Origin of the sequence: Candidatus Endowatersipora endosymbiont of Watersipora subatra (genome assembly GCF_964026585.1) — a bacterium.
GTDB lineage: Bacteria > Pseudomonadota > Alphaproteobacteria > Rhizobiales > Rhizobiaceae > Pseudahrensia.
Window position 1 is genome coordinate 645,837 of the sequence record NZ_OZ032160.1, and the last position, 19,237, is coordinate 665,073.

A 19,237-nucleotide genomic window follows, 5' to 3' on the forward strand; every position below is an offset into this window, starting at 1 on the left:
GATTCTTTATTTGAGATAGGAAGCTTATCATTTCTTCTCTCTCTCGATTGGCATCAAACACTTCAACAATCCTTAATCTTCTTTCTATGATTAGATCAGAATAACACAACTCCAGTCAAAATATCAGTAAGGAATCTCATGATTTCATCTTCCCCTTAACTCTTCCTTTACTTTCTGCAAGAATTATAACAGCATGATTTAAATCTATTGTAAAAACCTCATCCTCCTTTTCCAAGGAGGCATATTTACCTTCGTGCAATATGAAGGGACCATAGCGACCAAGACCAGTAATAATATCTTTACCTGTCTTCGGATGCTTGCCAACGAGACGAGGTAAGTCAAGCAGACACAATGCTTTTTCAAAATCAATTTCAGAAAAAGAGGATAACTGAGGTATTCTGCTTCGCTTTGCTTGTTTTCCCTCACCGCGCTGAACATATGGACCGTATCGACCGGTTCTAAACGTTATTTTTTCTTTTGTTGTGGGATCCAGACCCAGAACTTTCAGTCGATTGCTAGCGAGATCAGTCTGTTCTGGATTCTCAGAACCTAAACCTAATTGTCGTGTAAATTTGCAATCGGGATAGGTTGAACAACCGATAAAAGCACCAAATTTACCAATTTTGAGGCTCAGCTGACCTTTTGTACATGTAGGGCATATACGGGGAGCACTACCATCTTTTTTTTGAGGAAAAATAAAAGGAGCAAGGGTTTCATTTAAAGTATCAAGAACTTCTGTTATACGTAGATCTTTAGTTTCGTAAACATGATTAGAAAAGTCTTGCCAGAAATCCCGCAGCACATCCTTCCATTCGAGAGCCCCCGTTGAAATTTTATCTAAGCGCTCTTCGAGTTCAGCAGTAAAACTATATCCAACATAGCGTTTGAAGAAACTTTCTAAAAATGAGGTGACTAGACGCCCTTTTGTTTGGGGAACAAGCTTACGCTTGTCCGCAATAATGTATTCACGCTCTCTAAGAGTTACTAAAGTGGAGGCGTAGGTCGAAGGGCGTCCAATGCCAAGCTCTTCTAGCTTGCGAATTAAAGTCGATTCCGAGTAACGGGCAGGAGACTCAGTAAAATGTTGAGTCGCTTCAATCTTTTCTAGGCTTATTTTTTCTCCTTTAATTAGTGGAACCAAGGGCTTATCAGAATTTTTCTCTAATTTTAAGAAATCATTATAAAGACAAAGAAAACCGTTAAACTGAATCACTGAGCCGACAGCCCTTAGGCTCGCTACACGACGGTTGGAGATCGCTTTGATCTCTGCTCTTGTTTGCTCAATTTTAGCAGACGCCATCTGGCTGCTAACCGTACGGTTCCATATCAATTCATAAAGTTTTGCCTGATCATCATCGAGAATTGATGCTAATTCTTTAGGAATTCGATCCAAGGATGTAGGGCGAATTGCTTCATGCGATTCCTGTGTGTATTTCGACTTCGATGAATAAAGACGCGCCTTTTCTGGTAAATACATAGTACCAAATAATTCACTAATAATTTTACGAATTTCATTAATCGATTCTGGTACAATCCGTACACTATCTGTTCGCATATAAGTAATCAAGCCAACGCTTTCATTTCCAAGGTCAATTCCTTCATAAAGCTTTTGCGCAATATGCATGGTACGAGAGGCAGAAAATCCAAGAATCTTAGAGGCCTCTTGCTGCAACGTAGAGGTTGTAAAGGGTGGGTATGGATTTCGTTTTCTTAGTCGAGCTTCTACAGACTGAATTTTAAAATGAGCACTGATAAGCATATCCTTGATATCTCTTGCCTGTTCCTCACTCTTAATCCCAATAGGCTGTAATTTTTCACCATTCAAATTAACAAGATGTGCATCAAAAAGATCCTGGTTAGAATTCTTAAACTTTCCTAAAATTGACCAGTATTCCTCTGGTTGAAAACTCTCTCTCTCCTCTTCACGTTCACAAATCAGCCTCAGGGCCACCGATTGGACCCTTCCCGCCGAGCGTGAACCAGGAAGTTTATGCCATAAAATCGGAGAAAGAGTAAACCCAAAGAGATAATCAAGGGCCCTACGAGCTAAATAGGCATTAACTAAAGGTTTATTAACCTGACGTGGGCGTTCCATTGCTTCTAAAACGGATCTTTTAGTAATAGCGTTAAAAACAACTCTTTCAACTGTCTTATCCTTTAAAATTTTTTTTTCATTGAGTACTTGGACAACATGCCAAGATATAGCCTCTCCTTCACGATCAGGATCTGTGGCTAGAATAAGGCTATCTGCTTTTTTTGCTAAAGTGGTAATGTCAGTGAGTCGTGATTTTGATTTCTTATCTACGGTCCATGACATCGAAAAATCCTCCTCTGGGAGGACGGAGCCTGCTTTTGCTGATAAATCCCTAACATGACCATAAGAGGCAATGACTTTATAGCCAGAGCCAAGATACTTGTTAATTGTCTTGGCTTTTGTGGGTGATTCTACGACGACCAGTTTCATGAGTGAATATATAATATATAATTCGATTGTTAACGGCAGGAAAACGAAAAAAAGAAAATCTATTAATATTAGACTAGACTAGACTATCAATTAGATTATGAAACGATGATTTTTCGATTTTCAGTGATCTATAGAACTTTCTATCTCTCTTTTAGAGGATCTGGATGTCTCCGATCTTCCTTTCACTACCAATTAAGAGTCGCTTTATATTTTTGCGATGCTTTAACCAAGTCAGTAGACTCATCCCTGAAAAAAGAGATACACTAGCAGATCCAATAAAAAAATAAACGATTAACGGAGAGATGAACGTTGCGACCAAAGCTGCCAGTGATGAATAGCGCCACATAGCGGCACAAAAGATCCATATTGCTGCAAATCCAAAGAAAGCAGGGATCGAGAAAGCAAAAAGTAAGCCAGCATAAGTAGAAACACCTTTCCCTCCCCTAAATTTTAGCCATATAGGAAACAAATGCCCTAGAAATGCACCAGAAGCGGCAATAACCAACACTTCTATATCATACTTGTTCATAATCCAGATAGGCAAAGCCCCTTTGAGGGAATCTCCTATGAATGTAGCTAGGGCAAGTGCTTTGTTTCCTGTCCGTAGAACATTACTCGCGCCAAGATTCCCTGATCCTATTGTACGAACGTCACCGATTCCTGAAAATTGAGTCAAAAGAAGACCAAAGGGAATTGAGCCGCAAAAATAGCTTATAATAAACAAAAACGATTCGAACACAAAATTTACCTTAAAGAACAGAATATATTATTCGTCCATTGAGAAAACTATTTTTCCAGAAACTATTGTTTTTAAAACTTTTCCCTGAAACCGAGCACCTTCAAACGCAGTATTCTTTGATCTCGAGTGTAACAATTCTTTTCTCAGAATCCAGGGATAGTCTGGATCGAAAAGCATCATATCAGCAGGAGCACCTACTTGTATCCGTCCGGTTTTTAGACCAAGCCGTTCAGCCGGTGCGCTGGTTAGACAGGTTAGCAATCGCATTAGAGGAACATTATCCGTATGGTAAAGCCGAAGGCTTGCAGACAAAAGTGTTTCTAGACCAATCACTCCATCAGCAGCTTCTGCAAAAGGATGACGCTTTGTCTCAACATCCTGTGGATCGTGGTTAGAACAAATGACATCGATGATTCCCTCCTTAATTCCAGAGATCATTGACTGACGATCATCTTCAGAGCGAAGAGGAGGTAAGACTTTGAAAAAGGTTCGATAGGAACCGATGTCCAGTTCATTCAAACACAAATTAGCGATAGCAACACCAGCGGTTACATCTAGATTCTTTTTTTTTGCATTGGCAATTACCTCTACACTACTCGATGTAGATAAAGTAGCTGCATGATATTTGCCTTCTGTCATTGCAACAAGACGCATATCACGTTCCAGAGGAATGATCTCAGATTCTCGGGGAATTCCCGATAATCCAAGGCGTGTTGCATTAAGACCTGCATTCATAACACCACTACCGAGAGAGAGATCATGGTTAGTCGAAATGATCAGCTTACCAAAGTCTTTAGCATAGGTGAGCGCTCTGGACATCATCTGTGAATCAAGAGTAGAAGATCGACCATCAGTAAAAGCGATGGCTCCCGCATCACTTAACAGACCAAACTCGGTCATTTTAACTCCCAATAGCCCCTGTGACAGAGCTGCTGTAGGAAAAACTCTGACTAAAGACCTTGAACGTGCAGTTTGACGGACGAATTCAACTAAAGACATATCATCAATAACCGGATTGGTATCCGGCATCATTATGAGAGTGGTGACACCACCCGCTGCTGCGGCATTACTAGCTGATTTCATAGTTTCATGGTGTTCTGCCCCTGGTTCACCAATAAAAACTCGCATGTCTACAATACCAGGACTTAATACATGGCCTTTGCAATCAATAATCTTTGAATCCGATCTGAGCTCATGTAGAGGTAAAGATTTTCCAATTCTAGCAACAGTTTCATTTGCAACAAGCACATCCGCATGTTGATCCAACCCCGATAGTGGATCCATAACACGGGCATTGATAAACAAGCTCATTTGAGGAGGGTGCTCTTCTATACTCATGAACAAACTCTTTCTCACCCCTGACCCTGAAGCAGGGTTTCAATAATTGCCATACGCACAGCAACTCCCATCTCTACTTGTTCAACAATAACGCTTTGAACACCATCAGCAATTTCAGAAGAAATTTCGATCCCTCGATTCATAGGCCCGGGATGCATGACGATCGCATCATGTTTAGCATATGTAATTCGTTGTAAATCAAGACCAAAATATCGAAAATACTCCCGCATAGATGGCACGAATGTGCCACACATCCTTTCATATTGTAAGCGTAGCATCATCACAACATCGCAATCTTTTATGCCTTCTTCCATTTTAGAAAAAGTTGTTACCCCTAACTTTTCAATGGAATGAGGTAAAAGTGTAGAAGGAGCAATAACTCGTACAGATGCTCCCATAGCATTAAAAATTAGAATATTGGATCGTGCTACACGTGAATGTAAAATATCTCCACAAATAGCGATTTTTAATCCTTCTATGCATCCTTTTTTACGACGAATTGTTAGTGCATCAAGCAATGCTTGTGTAGGATGTTCATGGGCACCGTCCCCAGCATTGATGACAGGGCAACTCATTTTTTGAGCGAGCAACTCGGCAGCCCCTGCGGAATAATGGCGTATTACTAGAAGGTCAGGTCGCATGGCGTTGAGGGTTAAGGCTGTATCCAGAAGTGTTTCTCCTTTTTTGACTGAAGACTGATCAATCGTCATATTTACCACATCCATACCAAGGCGTTTACCAGCGATTTCGAATGATGACTGCGTACGAGTTGATGTTTCAAAGAATAAGTTGATCTGAGTGCGTCCACTTAGCGAATGGTGTTTTTTTTCAACGAGACGAGAAATTTTAACCATCTTCTCTGCTTGATCCAAAAGAAAAGTGATATCAGAGGGTGAAAGGTCTTCAATGGCAAGAAGGTGATTTGAAAAAAAAGAAGATGACTGAACATTGGAGGGAGAAGATGAATCATATTGAGTCATTAAAAATCCTTTCCTAACAAAGGAAACCCTATTCTGATTGGTTTTTGAGATTTTATTTTTTAGAAAATATAGCCCCAGTATAGCTTTCCATTCAACTTTACTAGTATCTCTTAATCTATATCAGGTCTATAGACAGAACTGTAATTTTGCTAAACCAGCATAGATACCACCCTGTTTGAGCAAAGTATCGTGAGTTCCTTCCTCAACGATACGCCCCTTATCCATAACTAAGATCCTATCAGCTTTGAGAACCGTAGACAAACGATGTGCTATCACAATAGTGGCACGATCCATCATTAACTCATCTAATGCTTTTTGAACCAGGCTTTCGCTTTCAGCATCAAGAGCGCTTGTCGCTTCATCTAGCAATAAGATAGGAGAATTTTTCAGAATCGCCCGCGCAATTGCTATACGTTGCCTCTGACCTCCAGATAACATAATACCACGTTCACCGATAATAGTTTGGTAACCTTTTTCCATTCCTATGATAAACTCATGGGCTAAAGCTAAATTAGCGGCCTGCTGAACTTCTTCATCTGATGCATCAGGTCGACCGAACCGAATATTATCGGCTACAGACATTGTAAAAAGGGCTGTATCCTGCGGTACAAGACCGATCCGATTCCTAACTTCTTCAGGAGCCGCCGCATTAACAGGTACCTCATCTACTAAAACAGATCCTGATGTAGCATCATAGTAACGAAGAGCCAGAGCAAAGACTGTACTTTTTCCAGAACCAGATGATCCTACAAGCGCGAGAGTTTCACCAGAAGAAACAGAAAAAGTAAGGCCATCAATAATACGATGACCTGAACGATTTGGATAAGAAAAAGAAACATTATCAAAACGCAAATGACCTAACGGCGGAAATGGCAAGGGAATAGGCGCAGCAGGTATTGTAATGTCAGATGGAGTTGTTAGCAATTCACTCAACCTCTCAGCAGCACCTGTTATTTGATTCAGCTCTCCCCATACCTCTGAAAGGGCTCCCATGGATCCTGCTGCAAAGACTGAATAGAGCAAAAACTGTCCCAGTGCTCCTGCACTCAGAGTCTGATCGAGAACTGCATTTGCTCCGATCCATAGAACAACGATGATACTTGAGAAAATAGAAAAAATAGAAAATGCAGTCAGGACAGAACGAGCAAGAAAAGATTTTCGTGCAGCGGAAAAAGAATGCTCCAGTGTCTCTGAAAATCGATTTGATACCATTTTTTCGTTAGAAAAAGATTGTAAAGTACGAACATAAGAGATTGATTCGGATGCATACGCTGTCGCATGTGCTAAACTATCTTGTGCTAAACGAGAACGCTTTCTAACAAGGCGTCCAAATGCAAAAAGAGGTAAAACAATCACAGGAATCGCAATCAGAACCAATCCTGATAAATGTGGGCTAGTATAAACCATACCCCAAATGGACCCAATCATAAGAAGAATATTACGCAAAGCTATAGAAGCTGTAGTACCTGCCGCAGACTTTATTTGCGTTGTATCAGCGGTCAGGCGTGAGACTAATTCACCGGTCTTTGCCGTATCAAAAAAAGAGGCTGAAAGTGTTGTTATATGTACAAAAACATCACGTCTCAAATCTGCAATAATCTTTTCACCAAGCCAGGTAACAAAATAGTATCGACTAGCACTCGAAATGGCGAGTACGGCAGAAACCGCAATCATGACCATAAAATAACTATCAATAAATTGCGCATTTTTAGTAGAAAATCCACTCTCTAACATACGTCGTATGGCTAATGGTATAATTAAGGTGCTGGCAGCTGCGAGAATTAAAAATAGCAAAGCTCCTAAAACATGACCTTTATAACTTAACATATAGGCAAATAAACAGAAAAAAGACTTCAAGTCCCTCCTTTTGCCTTTTCTCTTTATAAACTGGGGATTCACTGACATGAACCTCGACGACAGATTTAGCCCAAAACGAACACACTTATTGTGTTGTTAAAAACCTTGATGTATAGACTCTTCTAGGAAATTGAAAGTCGGTTTCAAAATTCATGCACACAGATCAACATCTCACTTCTATAAAAGGAAATCAGAACTATGAAATCTGATATACATCCTGACTATCACACTATTAAAGTTATCATGACTGATGGTACAGAATATGAAACGCGTTCAACATGGGGAAATCAAGGTGATGTGATGAACTTGGATGTTGATCCGAAATCCCATCATGCTTGGACGGGGAGTGCCGGTACCATACTAGATCGTGATGGCAGGGTATCAAAATTTAACAACAAATTCGGCAGCTTGGGTCTTTGATCCCATTATATCTCAGGTCTAGGATTATGAGGTTAACAGATTTAAGTCTCTAGCTTTATCCATTTCTCAGGTTGCCAAAGACATCTTTTTTTCATCACAAAATCGCGTATCAATGATTTTTGATTCAGGAAACAGGGCTAAAATAGCTGATACAACGGGGTTCCGTGCAGCTTCTTTAAGTATTTTTTCACTATGAATTTCTTCACGCTGTTTTATCGTAGTATGACCTTTGGATTCGGAAACCCTAATTTCCCATAGTTTTCCAGTCCAATCATACAACTTTGTATGCATTATTTTAAGCATATCAGGAGGTGCATCCCCTACTATACTAAACTCAATCTTACCATTTTCAAAAGAGATCTCACTAAAATTATTACGCATCATCAGTTTGAATCGAATATCGCGTTTCCTCTCAGCAATTTTGAGAAGATCATAAAAGCTATCAATGTTTTCATTAAACGCTTGGTCATTTCTTACTACTAACTGAGGGCGCTCTCCAAGACTCGGGATAGGAGTCTTATTATTACTTATGCCTTCTTCTTTCATTGAAGGACTCGATAATAAACGATCGTGATTTTTAGAAATTTTTTTAAGGAGTTCATCCGGTGTGGGAAGGTCAGCAGCATGAGTTAACCGGACCAGAACCATGTCAGCAGCAGCAATGGGTCTTGGAGCTGATTCAACTTCTAGAATTCCTTTCAACAGAATCTGCCACGCACGGTCTAAGATCCGAGGTGTTAATTGGTTTGCAAATCCTTGAACCCTTTTTTTCTCTTCCTTGCTTAAAGAACGTTCATCGAGCGCGCTTTCAACGTAGCGAAGACGGGTGATTAAATGGGTAAAATCAGCGAGATCACTCAGAACCGTAGCAGGATCGGCCCCCAAATCATATTGAGATTTTAGTTCATTTAAGGCCTTTCTGATCTCACCTTTCATGACATGTTCAAATAAGTCGATAATACTTGATCTGTCAGCTAGCCCTAACATTGATCGGATATCAACAGATAGCAACTTCCTAATGGAACAACCAGATGCATAGGCTATCCCTTGATCTAAAATTGAAAGAGCATCACGGACTGAACCATCAGATGCACGAGCAATCATGGCGAGGGCTTCTTGTTCTACATCAATGCCTTCTCGCTTGGCAATTCTGTCAAGATATTTAATCAGTTCATCTGTATCAATGCGCCGCAGATCAAATCGCTGACATCGTGAAAGCACTGTCATTGGTATTTTACGAATTTCTGTTGTGGCTAAAATAAATCTCATCCGCTCCGGTGGTTCTTCAAGTGTTTTCAAAAGGCCATTAAACGCAGCCGTTGAAAGCATATGCACTTCATCGATGATATAGATTTTATAACGCGCAGAAACAGGTTTATAACGGGCTGATGCAAGAATCTCCCGAATATCACTAATACCTGTATGGGATGCAGCATCCATCTCAATCACGTCAACATGAGTGCCTTCCAGTATCGATTCACAGTGTATACCAAATTCAGAGAAATTGAGTGTAGGACGTCTAATAGTTGGAGTCTCGTAATTAAGTGCACGTGCCAAGATCCGTGCAGTCGTCGTTTTGCCCACCCCGCGTACTCCGGTAAGCATGTAAGCTTGTGCAAGGCGTCCCGTTTTAAATGCATTTGATAAGGTTAGAACCATAGGCTCTTGACCAATAAGATTGTCAAAAGATAAGGGACGATATTTACGAGCAAGAATCAGATAGTTACTCGTATAAGGCATAAAATGTCTTCATGATCAATCCATCAAGAGTATTCGGTGAATGGCTCATCTCATCACTCTCAAATTTAGCGATATATGAAATAAGTACGATGAAATTGATCCTCTAAAACTCTGATTCCCTAATAAGGTGGAGACTGGCAGAATGACCCGTACAAAAACTCGTTAGGGCTGCTCCCTTCCAGGCCTGACCCAGTTGGCGATCTGTTCGTCCATAACCAGCCTCCTTACTTTATCAAAGTAAGCTTTTCAAGGAGAAAGGCAAGAGTCTGGTTCAGAATTTTTAATTTTTCTCTGTTTCAGATTCATCATTACGTGATGAATGTTGATACAGGCTTGATAGAAAAAAGGTATTTGGATAGGAAGCTAAGATACGATTGAAAACCATAATGGGTTATTAAGTTTTGATCAAGAAATTTATTTTTGTGGCTTCTGCCGCACTGATTGATATTAATGGTAGAATCTTATTATCACAACGTCCTAAAGGCAAACCGATGGACGGTCTTTGGGAATTTCCTGGTGGCAAGATTAAAAATAACGAACATCCTAAAGCTGCATTAATTCGCGAATTTCAAGAAGAACTAGGTATAAAAACTGAAAAAACTCATCTAAAACCTCTACGGTTTGTGTGTCACTCCTATGATGATTTTTATTTATTAATGCCGGTTTTCATTTGTCATTTCTGGTGGGGAATTCTTGAGTCCAAAGAAGGACAAAATATAAAATGGGTCCGAGCTGATAATCTTGGGGACTATCCTATGCCGATAGCCAATCTTCGATTAATTCCACTTTTACAAAATCTGGACTTACCTCTTAGGTCATCTTAGTTTCAGTTAACGTGTTTTCCTGTAATTTTCAGCGCAAATGCATACATCAAAGCAACTTCTTCTAAATGAGAAAAACGACCTGTTTTTCCAAAATGGCCTGAGCGCATATTGGTTTTTAACAAAATGGGTTGATGACCAGTTGTTACAGATCTGAGTTTTGCAACCCATTTTGATGATTCCCAGTATTGTACGCGCGGATCAGTAAGGCCTGAAAGAACAAAAATAGCGGGGTAATCAGTAGGTTTGATGTTTTCATAGGGAGAGTAATCGGCAATAATACTATATTCCTCTTTGTTATCAATTGGATTACCCCATTGACACCATTCAGTAGGAGTCAGCGGAAGGGAAGAATCAAGCATTGTATTAAGGACATCCACAAAAGGAACCTGAGCAATAACACCAGAAAACAGGTCAGGTTCAAGATTTAAAGATGCACCAACAAGTAATCCCCCCGCCGAACTCCCCATAGAAATGATCTTACCCTTGTTAGTAAAATTATTCTTAATCAGATGATGCGCTGAATCCAGGAAGTCTGTGAATGTTTTGGTTTTTCCAGCCTTTTTAGTTTGCTCATACCAATCGCGCCCTTTTTCATTACCACCCCGAACATGTGCAATGACATAAATAAAGCCTCTATTCACAAGGCTGATAATGTTGGAAGAAAAACTAGCAGGAACACCTATACCATATGAACCGTAGCCATAAAGAAGACAGGGAGAGGAGCCGTCCAAAATTGAATCTCTATGCATGAGTACAGTCAAAGGAATGCTCTCACCATCTCTGGCACATGCACTGAGTCTTCTGACAAGGTACTCAGAAGGCTCATGACCACTGGGAATTTCTTGTTCTTTGAGCAGAGTCTTCTTATCTGAGTTTAGATTGATATCCCAAATCTGAGTGGGTGTGGAAAGTGATGAATAGCAATATCTAAGACTCATTGCATCAAATTCATAACCTGAATAGAGTCTAAGGGAATAAGCTTCTTCCTCAAAACGGAGTATACGCTCGCGGTCACTAGAAAATTGCCGAAATCTAATACGAGGCAGTACGTTTTCTTGTTCTAGAAGAATCATATAATGTTTAAAAATAATGACACTATCAAGCAGAACAGTATCACGGTGAGGAACAATCTCCTTCCAATTCTCTTTTCCAGGATTATTAACAGGCGTTGTCACTAGCCGAAAATTTTGAGATTCATTGGAATTTGTCCTAATGTATAGGGTATTACCATGTGTATGGACACTGTATTCATGTCCTTCCTGACGCACTTGAATGAGAATAGGATTGGATGTTGGAGAAAGACTCGAAATAATTCGAATTTCGTCTTGATCGTTTTTACCAGTATGGATTATAATCCATAAACCATCAAGAGAGGAGCTAATTCTAACATGAAACTGAGGATCTTTTTCATGATAGATTAACTTTGGTTCGGGGTTGTGAGGAAGTTTGAGAAAAACTCGATTAGGTCTATGACCTTCATCGACATGAACATAGAAGTAACTCTTATTATCAGCACACCAAGTAAAGCCGTCTACATCCTTGATTGATGTTTCGTTATCAAGGCCAGAATTAAGATCGCGAATATAGAGTTCATAGAATTCTGAACCATTGTTATCAAGACTCCATGCTAGCTTGTCATGACCCGGTGAATGAGATATCAAACCAATCGAAAAATACTCGAACGCTTTTGCTTCTTTAGGACCATCAAATAAAATTTCTATTTTATTATTATGGATAGAAGAACGAACAAACTGTGGATACTGATCTCCTTCATTGTATTGGCTAAAATAGAAGAAATTACCATCTTTTGTTGGAATTGACGAGTCATCTTGCTTGATGCGACTCTTCATCTCATTGATTAAAATATTCTGCAATTTTTTTGTGTCATGAAAATATGCTTCTTGATAAGCATTTTCAGCTTCCAGATAGGTCCGAATATCCTCTGGTAAAGAAATAGGGTTACGTATAACATCATGCCAGTTTTTCGCTTTTAACCAATGGTAATTATCTATTTTTGATATTCCATGATTTTTACTCGTTATGGGACATGTTTTAGCAACGGGAGAAGCAGGAGCTTTTATTATCATAAAGTTGATTCTTCTTCATCTTTTTTAAGAGTATAGAACAGAAAAAATATTATAGATACACCGTTGGTGCATTCTTAAAAAATTCCGAATCCGATACTCAGAAGATCTGAAAAAATATGCGTGTGAGGAACATCTAGTATGATCTGTAAGTTTGAAAAGCATATACAGATTTATTTAATGAAGTGAATCATAAAATTCATATCAAAGAATTTTAAAATTTGAAAAGGGTAACACCCATCACTGCACCAAGAAATATCGCAAGAGAAAGAACCATGCGTCCTGTCGGTAATTTGGCTTCCACTACTCCGTAAGGGCCAAACCAGTGTAGAAGTGTTTTTATGATCATATCAATTGAAATTTTCCCTCCGCGTCTTATCTCATTCCATACAGTCAAAATAAACTTAAGAATAAAATTGATAACTGAGGGTCCGAATTTTCGGTATATCCAGTCGGTATCAACATTTATACCACGCTCTTCATCCGGATAAACTTTGCATGTTACTAGCAAAACGAAAGCAAGGAGTGCAAAACAAAGAAGTTGCATTTGAGTGATAATGTGACTGTAACTATAGGCTTCATATTTTCCCTCATAAGGGAGAAGAAAATAGAGAAATTCTGGTCGAACTCCAATTAATAAACATAGAAAAGCCGTTATCCCCATCGCACACAGCATATGGACAGGTGCTTCCTTTGGTCGTTTACCACTATCATGAGAAAAAAAAGTAAAATAAGGGATTTTTATCCCTGAATGACTAAGAACACCGGCTGATGCAAAAACCAGAAAAGCCCAGACTATATGATAATTTTCTTTAGCAGCACTATCTAAAATAAGCGACTTAGCTATAAAACCAGAAAATAAGGGAAAGGCAGAAATAGATGCAGCACCAACAATACAAAAAATCATTGTGTAGGGCATAGTACGGTAAAGTCCACCAAGTTCTGAAGTGTTCGATGTACCAGTTCTATAAAGAACTGAACCAACACTCATAAATAAAAGGGCTTTATAAAGGATATGCGCAAAAGCGTGGGCGACACTTCCGTTTAAAGATAATTCAGTCCCTATACCGATTCCAACAACCATAAAACCTAACTGGTTGTTGATGGAATAAGCAAGAACACGACGTAGATCGGTTTCAATCTCAGCAAAGAAAATTGGAAAAATTGTCATGATAGCACCTATATAGATAAGAATTTCCGTACCCGGAAAGGATCGTGCAAGACAATAGACTGCCATCTTTGTGGTAAAGGCTGAGAGTGTAACGGTTCCTGTGACGGTTGCAGCTGGATAAGCATCCTGTAGCCAATTATGTAAAAAAGGAAAAGCACATTTAATCCCAAAAGCAAGAAAGATAAGCCAGACACCTGCATTCCATGTTTGTACTCCTCCATCTGTCAGGGAAGAAAAAACAATGCTGTTGCCAGAACTATAATGAAGGGCAATACCAGAGATCAGTATGACACCTGATCCGATCTGAATAATCAAGTAACGGATACCAGTTTGATAAGAACCTTCTGTCCTACGGGCCCAGATTAAAAAGACGGATGCAAGAGTCGTAGATTCCCAATATATAAACAAGGAGATAAAGTCACCCGCAAAAACGGCGCCGATAGCTGAACCAGCATAGAGAAGGGTAGCTATCTGCTGTACAGTATCACGAATGTGCCAAGCATAAAGTGACGATATAAAAGCAGCAATAGAAAAAATAAGACCGAAAATTATCGATAATTTGTCAACACGCATAAACTCAAGAGAAAACTGAGAGAGTTGCACAGTCAAAAAAGATCCCTGATCGGCATGCCAAATCAAAAATCCACTCATAAAAGGGACCATTATAGTTAACAGTGCGCGTAAATTACCTTTTGGGAGAAAGGGAAGAACAATAGAACCGAGAAAAAAATAGAAAACGGGTATGGTGACTATGGTACTAGAAAGTTCAATCATAACCAAATTCTTTTCGTTCAATATCTGCTTCCGGATAACTTTCAGCATCTACTGAATGTGGAGCATAATAATCTTCTGGCCGCCCTAAGATCCGTTTCAGATATTTAGTTGAGATGATAATGAAAGAAAATGCGCAGAAACCAAAAAAGGAGTAAAACCCTGCAATTGCTTCAGTTTGAAACAAGGTATGTCTGTGAACGATCAGATCACTGATCAATAGCAATATGCAAATGATAACCAAGAGCACGATAAGACGATTAAGATTTTTGGTCTTTTCTATCGGAGTTATCAAGACGCCAATCGGATGGATAGATTCATTATTATTTTTTTTCTTTTCAGTCATTATCCTCTCTCCTAATTGTTGATGGTCAGGATAGGTATCAGAAAGTCCTGAATGGATAGTGAATAGAAAAACAAGACTATACATCCAGAAGCAGTTAGGCAGGATGGGAGTACACAAAGTAGAGGAGCTTCGAAAATACCATTAGATTTTCTAATTGATACTGGTTGGCAGTCACTGAAAAATCCACGGGCAAACACAGGGATTAAATACATAACATTCAATATAGAGCTGAGCATAATAACAGCGATAATGATTCGCTGATTAACATCAGCCGCAGCAACTAATAGCGACCATTTACTCCAAGATCCACCAAAAGGAGGAAGACCTATGATACTAAGAGCTGCAACACCAAAAGATATAAAAGTGAAGGGCATCGTGCGCCCAAGACCACGCATGGTACTAATTTCAGTCTTTTTCGTAGCAATATAGATTGTCCCCGCACACATAAAAAGGGTTATTTTACCAAAGGCATGAGTCACAATATGAAGGCATCCGCCCAAAGTTCCCATTGAGGTTGCAAGTGCCATGCCTAATGTAATATAAGATAACTGACTGATGGTAGAATAAGCTAAGCGAGCTTTAAGATTGTCTTTTGTCATTGCGATCAACGAAGCCATGAGAATTGAGAAAGCAGAGAGCCAGATAAGCCAAATAGAGGCACCGGTCGTTTCCAAGGTTTTAATCCCAAAGATGTAAATGCCAACTTTGAGCATAGAAAAAACTCCAGCTTTCACAACAGTAACAGCATGGAGAAGAGCACTGACTGGGGTGGGAGCAATCATTGCCGACGGAAGCCACTGATGAAACGGCATAAGAGCAGCCTTAGCGATGCCGAAGGCAAAAAAACCAAGCAATAAAGCCATTAAAAAAGGGCTTGTTTTACCAGCAAGAATGCCGCCGGAAACAAAATCAAGCGTCCCTGTCAACAGATAAGTCCATATTACAGCAAGAAGAAGGAACACAATGCTGGTTCCCATTAAAATTCCTAAATAAATACGAGCACCTAATGTTGCTTCTTTAGTCTCCTTATGTGCAACCAAAGGATAAGTCGAAATTGTGAGTAACTCATAGAAAACGAACAGGGTCAATAAATTAGATGAATAAGCGATTCCGAGTGTAGAAAAAATAGAAAAGGAAAAAAAGGCAAAGAAACGGGCATGCTTTTTATCGTTTTCGGTTCGCATATATCCGATGCTATAGATATGAGTGATAATCCAAAATCCAGATGCTAACAACGCGAAAACGATCCCTAGTGGTTCGACACCAAATGCAATCATCAATTCCGGTTGAAAGTTAATCAGATGAATACCGACGTCATCGGTCGATTTGAACGATGAAAGAACCCCAAGAACACATAAAAATGTCATCACAGCGGCAAAAAGAGCCAGGCAATCACGCTTATTCTTTTGTGTTCTCATTAAAGCACAAAGAACCGTTGTCATTAAAGGAAATATCATTGAAAGTAATAAAAAAATTGTTCCACTCATTATCTACCCTCTAATCCGATAAGAGATGGCGTACCAAGACAGAAATTACCCTTGAAAAGACTTTCTGCAGCTGTTTGTGCGATGCTTACTGTGAAATGGGTATCAATACCAAATCCAATCGTGGCAATGATAAAGATCCAGGTTGGAATAAGAAGTGTCAATGGTGCTTCTTTTATACATGATTCAGAAGGTTCAGACATCAGATATAAAGCTTCAATAATCCGCCATACGTAAGCGACGGTAATCAGGGATGAAGCAACAATAAGAATGGCCATCAACCACCAGCCCTTATCTAGGGCTGCACTAATCAAAATCCATTTTGAAACAAATCCTACTGTTCCAGGAACCCCAACAAGACTTAATCCTCCTAAGACAATGGCAGCAGAGGTCCATGGCATCTGTTTTCCCAGTCCTTTTATCGATGATAAAGAGGATGAATCTGTCCTGAAAGAAGTGGCTCCAATAGCTAGAAATAACGCTCCTTTAGTGAGGGCGTGATTAAATAGATGAATTATTGTTGCGCTTAACCCGCCTATATTCAGAAGAACAATTCCTAACAACATGTAGCCAATTTGGGCTATACTCGAATAAGCTAGCATTCTTTTGAGTTGGATCTGAAAAAAGGCAACAAAAGAAGAAACAAATATGCCAATCACCGCAAGCGGTAAAACAAGAATTTGAAGAACAATCCGCAGGTAGTCATGATCAATAGTAAAGATAGAAAATGTAAACCGCAGAATCAAGTAGATCGCAACTTTTGTTGCTGTTGCCGAGAGAAAAGCAGAGACTGCTGATGGTGCATAAGAATAAGCATCTGGCAGCCATCGATGCAAGGGATAAATTGCTGCTTTTAGACCCATGCCAACTAGGATGAAAGCAAAAGCGGCACGGACGGTTCGATTATCTTCCATAACAGAGAGGCGTTGTGCTAGATCAACCATATTTAATGTCCCTGTAGCCATATAGATTAAGCCTAATCCAATAACGAAGAAAGTGGCCCCAATACTTCCCAGAACTAAATAATCATAGGCTGCAGGTAGTGCGCGTTTGTTTTTCTGTGATCCCAAGGCAACAAGAATATATGTTGACAGTGAAGAAATTTCTAAAAAGACAAATACGTTAAACACATCTCCTGTAATGCTACTTCCCATGAGACCAACAAAGCATAATAGGTAGGTTGCATAAAAAAGTGGATGAGATTTCGTGTCGATCTCCTTCGTAATACTTGTTCGTGCGTAAGGCAAAACAGTTACCCCGATAATCGCAATGATCAGTAAAACAAATGAGTTAGCTGCATCAACCCGATATTCAATACCAAGTGGAGGGGCCCATCCACCCAGGTGATATGAGAGAACCAGGCCATCACTGACTATAAACATGATAGCAATTGCAAGAAACAATGATATCATAGTAGAAAAAAGACTAACTGAAAATGCAACCGTTCGGTTAGAAATCAAAAGGAGACAAGGGGCGGAGATTAATGGTACTAAAATGATCAGGATGAGACCCTGATTCTGTATTAATTGAGTTAAAAAAGGAACCATCAATTCTACAATTCTAGTTCTCTGAGGACTGAGACGCTTTACGTAAAGCGATCGCCTGGCTCTCAAGGTTAATAGCAAGAATTTCATCTTCCTCAATTGTCCCATATTCTTCATTAATTCGTACAATCAAAGCCAAAGCTAATGAAGTCGTTGCAATCCCAACAACAATAGCAGTGAGAATAAGAACGTGGGGAAGAGGTGTTGAATATATCTGTTCAGGATTTTTGATATATATAGGTGCTGTTCCGCCAGTGATTTTACCCATTGAAATATAAAGCATAAAAACAGCAACCTGGAAGAGGTTAAGACCAACTATTTTTTTTATCAAATTGCCACAAGAAACGACTATGTAAAGTCCTGTCATCATTAACATTACAAAGAGCCAGTAGTTCATATGACCTATAATAAAGGAGAAGTTGAAAAGTCTATCCATGATCCATTGTTCTTCCGCGATCCTGTTTTACCAATCTTTATCATTAAAACTGGGTTTTCGGCTCGCAAATCCGTAATAAATCGTAAGAATGACCGCAAAAACAGTAACGCCAATGCCAAATTCTACAACAAGAATACCAAGATGCTGACCCATAAGAGCTGATTTACTCAAAGCGTTATAGTCAAGGAAATTAGCTTTCTTCAACATTGTCATAATGCCTATTCCTGCATAGATGAGAACACCAGATGCTGCTAATGAATGAATTGTCTTTTCTGAGAAAAGACATTTTAATCGATCTAGTCCAAAAACCAGTGCATATAAAACGAAAGCAACAGCGAAAATTACGCCCGCTTGAAAACCGCCACCTGGTCCAACATCTCCGTGAAATTGGACATAAAGTCCGAAAAGGAGAATAGGTCCGATCAGCAATTTTGAGATAATCCGTAAAATGAGATGATGAACCATTATCTTTTCCTGGTTTCTCTAATATGACGACGATCTGATCGTCCAGATGGCCTCCCCAATCCCAATAGCAAAATAACACCTAACCCTGCAGTTAATACAACAATTATCTCACCAAATGTATCAAAGCTGCGGTAGCTTGCTAGAATAGCTGTAACAACGTTAGGAATATTGATGTCTTGCGGTGTCCGTTGAAGATAATCTCGACCTATATGCAATTGTGCAGGTGCCATTTGTGAACCAAAGGTCGGCATATCAAGTGTACCGTAGATCAACACAGCTCCTGTCAGTATGACGATCGCTAAAGGAATCAGGGAATGATGATTCCCTTTCTTTTCAAAACGTGATGTCAACACAATTGTGCCCAGCAGCAATATAGAAGAAATACCGCCGCCAACCGCAGCTTCTGTAAACGCGACATCAACAGCATCCATCACAAGAAAAAGCAAGGCAGACAATAGGCTAAATACACCTGATAGCATGACAACAGCAAACAGGCTGCGCAATAGAACAATAGAAACCCCCGTTGCCACAAGGGATGAAAACAGAAAAAGAATCACTGAAATTTCCATCACCT

At 39.6% G+C, this 19,237-nt stretch carries 16 protein-coding genes and 1 other RNA gene; 2 read left to right on the plus strand and 15 right to left on the minus strand.

Features of this window, described 5'->3' with window-relative positions; translation table 11 throughout:
• Positions 1-136: 136 nt before the first annotated feature.
• From topA to AAGD37_RS03045, 5 genes are all read right to left on the minus strand, one after another.
• A complete protein-coding gene (gene topA / locus AAGD37_RS03025; RefSeq protein ID WP_341760090.1) occupies positions 137-2,464 on the minus strand; it encodes a type I DNA topoisomerase in 2,328 nt (775 codons plus the stop codon).
• 151 nt (positions 2,465-2,615) lie between these two features.
• Positions 2,616-3,203: a glycerol-3-phosphate 1-O-acyltransferase PlsY gene (gene plsY, locus AAGD37_RS03030; RefSeq protein ID WP_341760091.1), complete on the minus strand. Its 588-nt coding sequence runs from the start codon at positions 3,201-3,203 to the stop codon at positions 2,616-2,618.
• A 27-nt stretch (positions 3,204-3,230) separates the two neighbouring features.
• The gene (gene pyrC, locus AAGD37_RS03035; RefSeq protein WP_341760667.1) at positions 3,231-4,514 is read right to left on the minus strand and encodes a dihydroorotase; all 1,284 of its coding nucleotides are present in this window, start codon (positions 4,512-4,514) and stop codon (positions 3,231-3,233) included.
• A 41-nt stretch (positions 4,515-4,555) separates the two neighbouring features.
• Entirely contained in the window at positions 4,556-5,521 is a 966-nt protein-coding gene (locus AAGD37_RS03040) for an aspartate carbamoyltransferase catalytic subunit (RefSeq protein WP_341760092.1), read from the minus strand.
• 126 nt (positions 5,522-5,647) lie between these two features.
• Positions 5,648-7,348 (minus strand): ABC transporter transmembrane domain-containing protein, encoded by a 1,701-nt coding sequence (locus tag AAGD37_RS03045; protein WP_341760093.1) that lies wholly within the window; start codon positions 7,346-7,348, stop codon positions 5,648-5,650.
• Between the two features lie 228 nt (positions 7,349-7,576).
• On the opposite strand from AAGD37_RS03045, the gene rpmE reads away from it, so the two are divergent.
• Positions 7,577-7,798: a 50S ribosomal protein L31 gene (gene rpmE, locus AAGD37_RS03050; RefSeq protein WP_341760094.1), complete on the plus strand. Its 222-nt coding sequence runs from the start codon at positions 7,577-7,579 to the stop codon at positions 7,796-7,798.
• Positions 7,799-7,864: 66 nt separating this feature from the next.
• Here rpmE and AAGD37_RS03055 read toward each other — a convergent pair whose 3' ends face one another.
• Both AAGD37_RS03055 and ffs read right to left on the minus strand, forming a co-directional pair.
• Positions 7,865-9,538, minus strand: coding sequence for a DNA polymerase III subunit gamma/tau (locus AAGD37_RS03055; RefSeq protein ID WP_341760095.1), 1,674 nt, complete (start codon positions 9,536-9,538; stop codon positions 7,865-7,867).
• 126 nt (positions 9,539-9,664) lie between these two features.
• Positions 9,665-9,762, minus strand: an RNA gene (gene ffs, locus AAGD37_RS03060) — signal recognition particle sRNA small type.
• Between the two features lie 198 nt (positions 9,763-9,960).
• On the opposite strand from ffs, the gene AAGD37_RS03065 reads away from it, so the two are divergent.
• Positions 9,961-10,362, plus strand: coding sequence for a (deoxy)nucleoside triphosphate pyrophosphohydrolase (locus AAGD37_RS03065; RefSeq protein ID WP_424945442.1), 402 nt, complete (start codon positions 9,961-9,963; stop codon positions 10,360-10,362).
• 2 nt (positions 10,363-10,364) lie between these two features.
• Here the strand turns inward: AAGD37_RS03065 and AAGD37_RS03070 are convergent, their stop codons facing one another.
• From AAGD37_RS03070 to AAGD37_RS03105, 8 genes are all read right to left on the minus strand, one after another.
• Positions 10,365-12,449, minus strand: coding sequence for a S9 family peptidase (locus AAGD37_RS03070; protein WP_341760096.1), 2,085 nt, complete (start codon positions 12,447-12,449; stop codon positions 10,365-10,367).
• 211 nt (positions 12,450-12,660) lie between these two features.
• Positions 12,661-14,391 (minus strand): Na(+)/H(+) antiporter subunit D, encoded by a 1,731-nt coding sequence (locus AAGD37_RS03075; RefSeq protein WP_341760097.1) that lies wholly within the window; start codon positions 14,389-14,391, stop codon positions 12,661-12,663.
• Positions 14,384-14,734 (minus strand): hypothetical protein, encoded by a 351-nt coding sequence (locus AAGD37_RS03080; RefSeq protein ID WP_341760098.1) that lies wholly within the window; start codon positions 14,732-14,734, stop codon positions 14,384-14,386. The genes AAGD37_RS03075 and AAGD37_RS03080 overlap by 8 nt, the downstream gene beginning before the upstream one ends.
• A gap of 11 nt (positions 14,735-14,745) precedes the next feature.
• Entirely contained in the window at positions 14,746-16,221 is a 1,476-nt protein-coding gene (locus AAGD37_RS03085) for a proton-conducting transporter membrane subunit (protein WP_341760099.1), read from the minus strand.
• A complete protein-coding gene (locus AAGD37_RS03090) occupies positions 16,221-17,765 on the minus strand; it encodes a monovalent cation/H+ antiporter subunit D family protein (RefSeq protein ID WP_341760100.1) in 1,545 nt (514 codons plus the stop codon). Before AAGD37_RS03090 ends, AAGD37_RS03085 begins: the two co-directional genes overlap by 1 nt.
• A 13-nt stretch (positions 17,766-17,778) precedes the next feature.
• Entirely contained in the window at positions 17,779-18,198 is a 420-nt protein-coding gene (locus AAGD37_RS03095) for a cation:proton antiporter subunit C (RefSeq protein WP_341760101.1), read from the minus strand.
• Between the two features lie 27 nt (positions 18,199-18,225).
• A complete protein-coding gene (locus AAGD37_RS03100; protein ID WP_341760102.1) occupies positions 18,226-18,663 on the minus strand; it encodes a Na(+)/H(+) antiporter subunit B in 438 nt (145 codons plus the stop codon).
• Positions 18,663-19,232: a DUF4040 domain-containing protein gene (locus AAGD37_RS03105; protein WP_341760103.1), complete on the minus strand. Its 570-nt coding sequence runs from the start codon at positions 19,230-19,232 to the stop codon at positions 18,663-18,665. The genes AAGD37_RS03100 and AAGD37_RS03105 overlap by 1 nt, the downstream gene beginning before the upstream one ends.
• Between the last annotated feature and the right edge of the window lie 5 nt (positions 19,233-19,237).

Bases quoted from the DNA above. Each gene is read 5' to 3' on its own strand.
- topA (WP_341760090.1), bottom strand. From the start codon at position 2,464: ATGAAACTGGTCGTCGTAGAATCACCCACAAAAGCCAAGACAATTAAC.
- pyrC (WP_341760667.1), bottom strand. From the start codon at position 4,514: ATGAGCTTGTTTATCAATGCCCGTGTTATGGATCCACTATCGGGGTTG.
- AAGD37_RS03040 (WP_341760092.1), bottom strand. From the start codon at position 5,521: ATGACTCAATATGATTCATCTTCTCCCTCCAATGTTCAGTCATCTTCT.
- AAGD37_RS03045 (WP_341760093.1), bottom strand. From the start codon at position 7,348: ATGTTAAGTTATAAAGGTCATGTTTTAGGAGCTTTGCTATTTTTAATT.
- rpmE (WP_341760094.1), top strand. From the start codon at position 7,577: ATGAAATCTGATATACATCCTGACTATCACACTATTAAAGTTATCATG.
- AAGD37_RS03055 (WP_341760095.1), bottom strand. From the start codon at position 9,538: ATGCCTTATACGAGTAACTATCTGATTCTTGCTCGTAAATATCGTCCC.
- AAGD37_RS03070 (WP_341760096.1), bottom strand. From the start codon at position 12,449: ATGATAATAAAAGCTCCTGCTTCTCCCGTTGCTAAAACATGTCCCATA.
- AAGD37_RS03075 (WP_341760097.1), bottom strand. From the start codon at position 14,391: ATGATTGAACTTTCTAGTACCATAGTCACCATACCCGTTTTCTATTTT.
- AAGD37_RS03080 (WP_341760098.1), bottom strand. From the start codon at position 14,734: ATGACTGAAAAGAAAAAAAATAATAATGAATCTATCCATCCGATTGGC.
- AAGD37_RS03085 (WP_341760099.1), bottom strand. From the start codon at position 16,221: ATGAGTGGAACAATTTTTTTATTACTTTCAATGATATTTCCTTTAATG.
- AAGD37_RS03090 (WP_341760100.1), bottom strand. From the start codon at position 17,765: ATGGTTCCTTTTTTAACTCAATTAATACAGAATCAGGGTCTCATCCTG.
- AAGD37_RS03095 (WP_341760101.1), bottom strand. From the start codon at position 18,198: ATGGATAGACTTTTCAACTTCTCCTTTATTATAGGTCATATGAACTAC.
- AAGD37_RS03100 (WP_341760102.1), bottom strand. From the start codon at position 18,663: ATGGTTCATCATCTCATTTTACGGATTATCTCAAAATTGCTGATCGGA.
- AAGD37_RS03105 (WP_341760103.1), bottom strand. From the start codon at position 19,232: ATGGAAATTTCAGTGATTCTTTTTCTGTTTTCATCCCTTGTGGCAACG.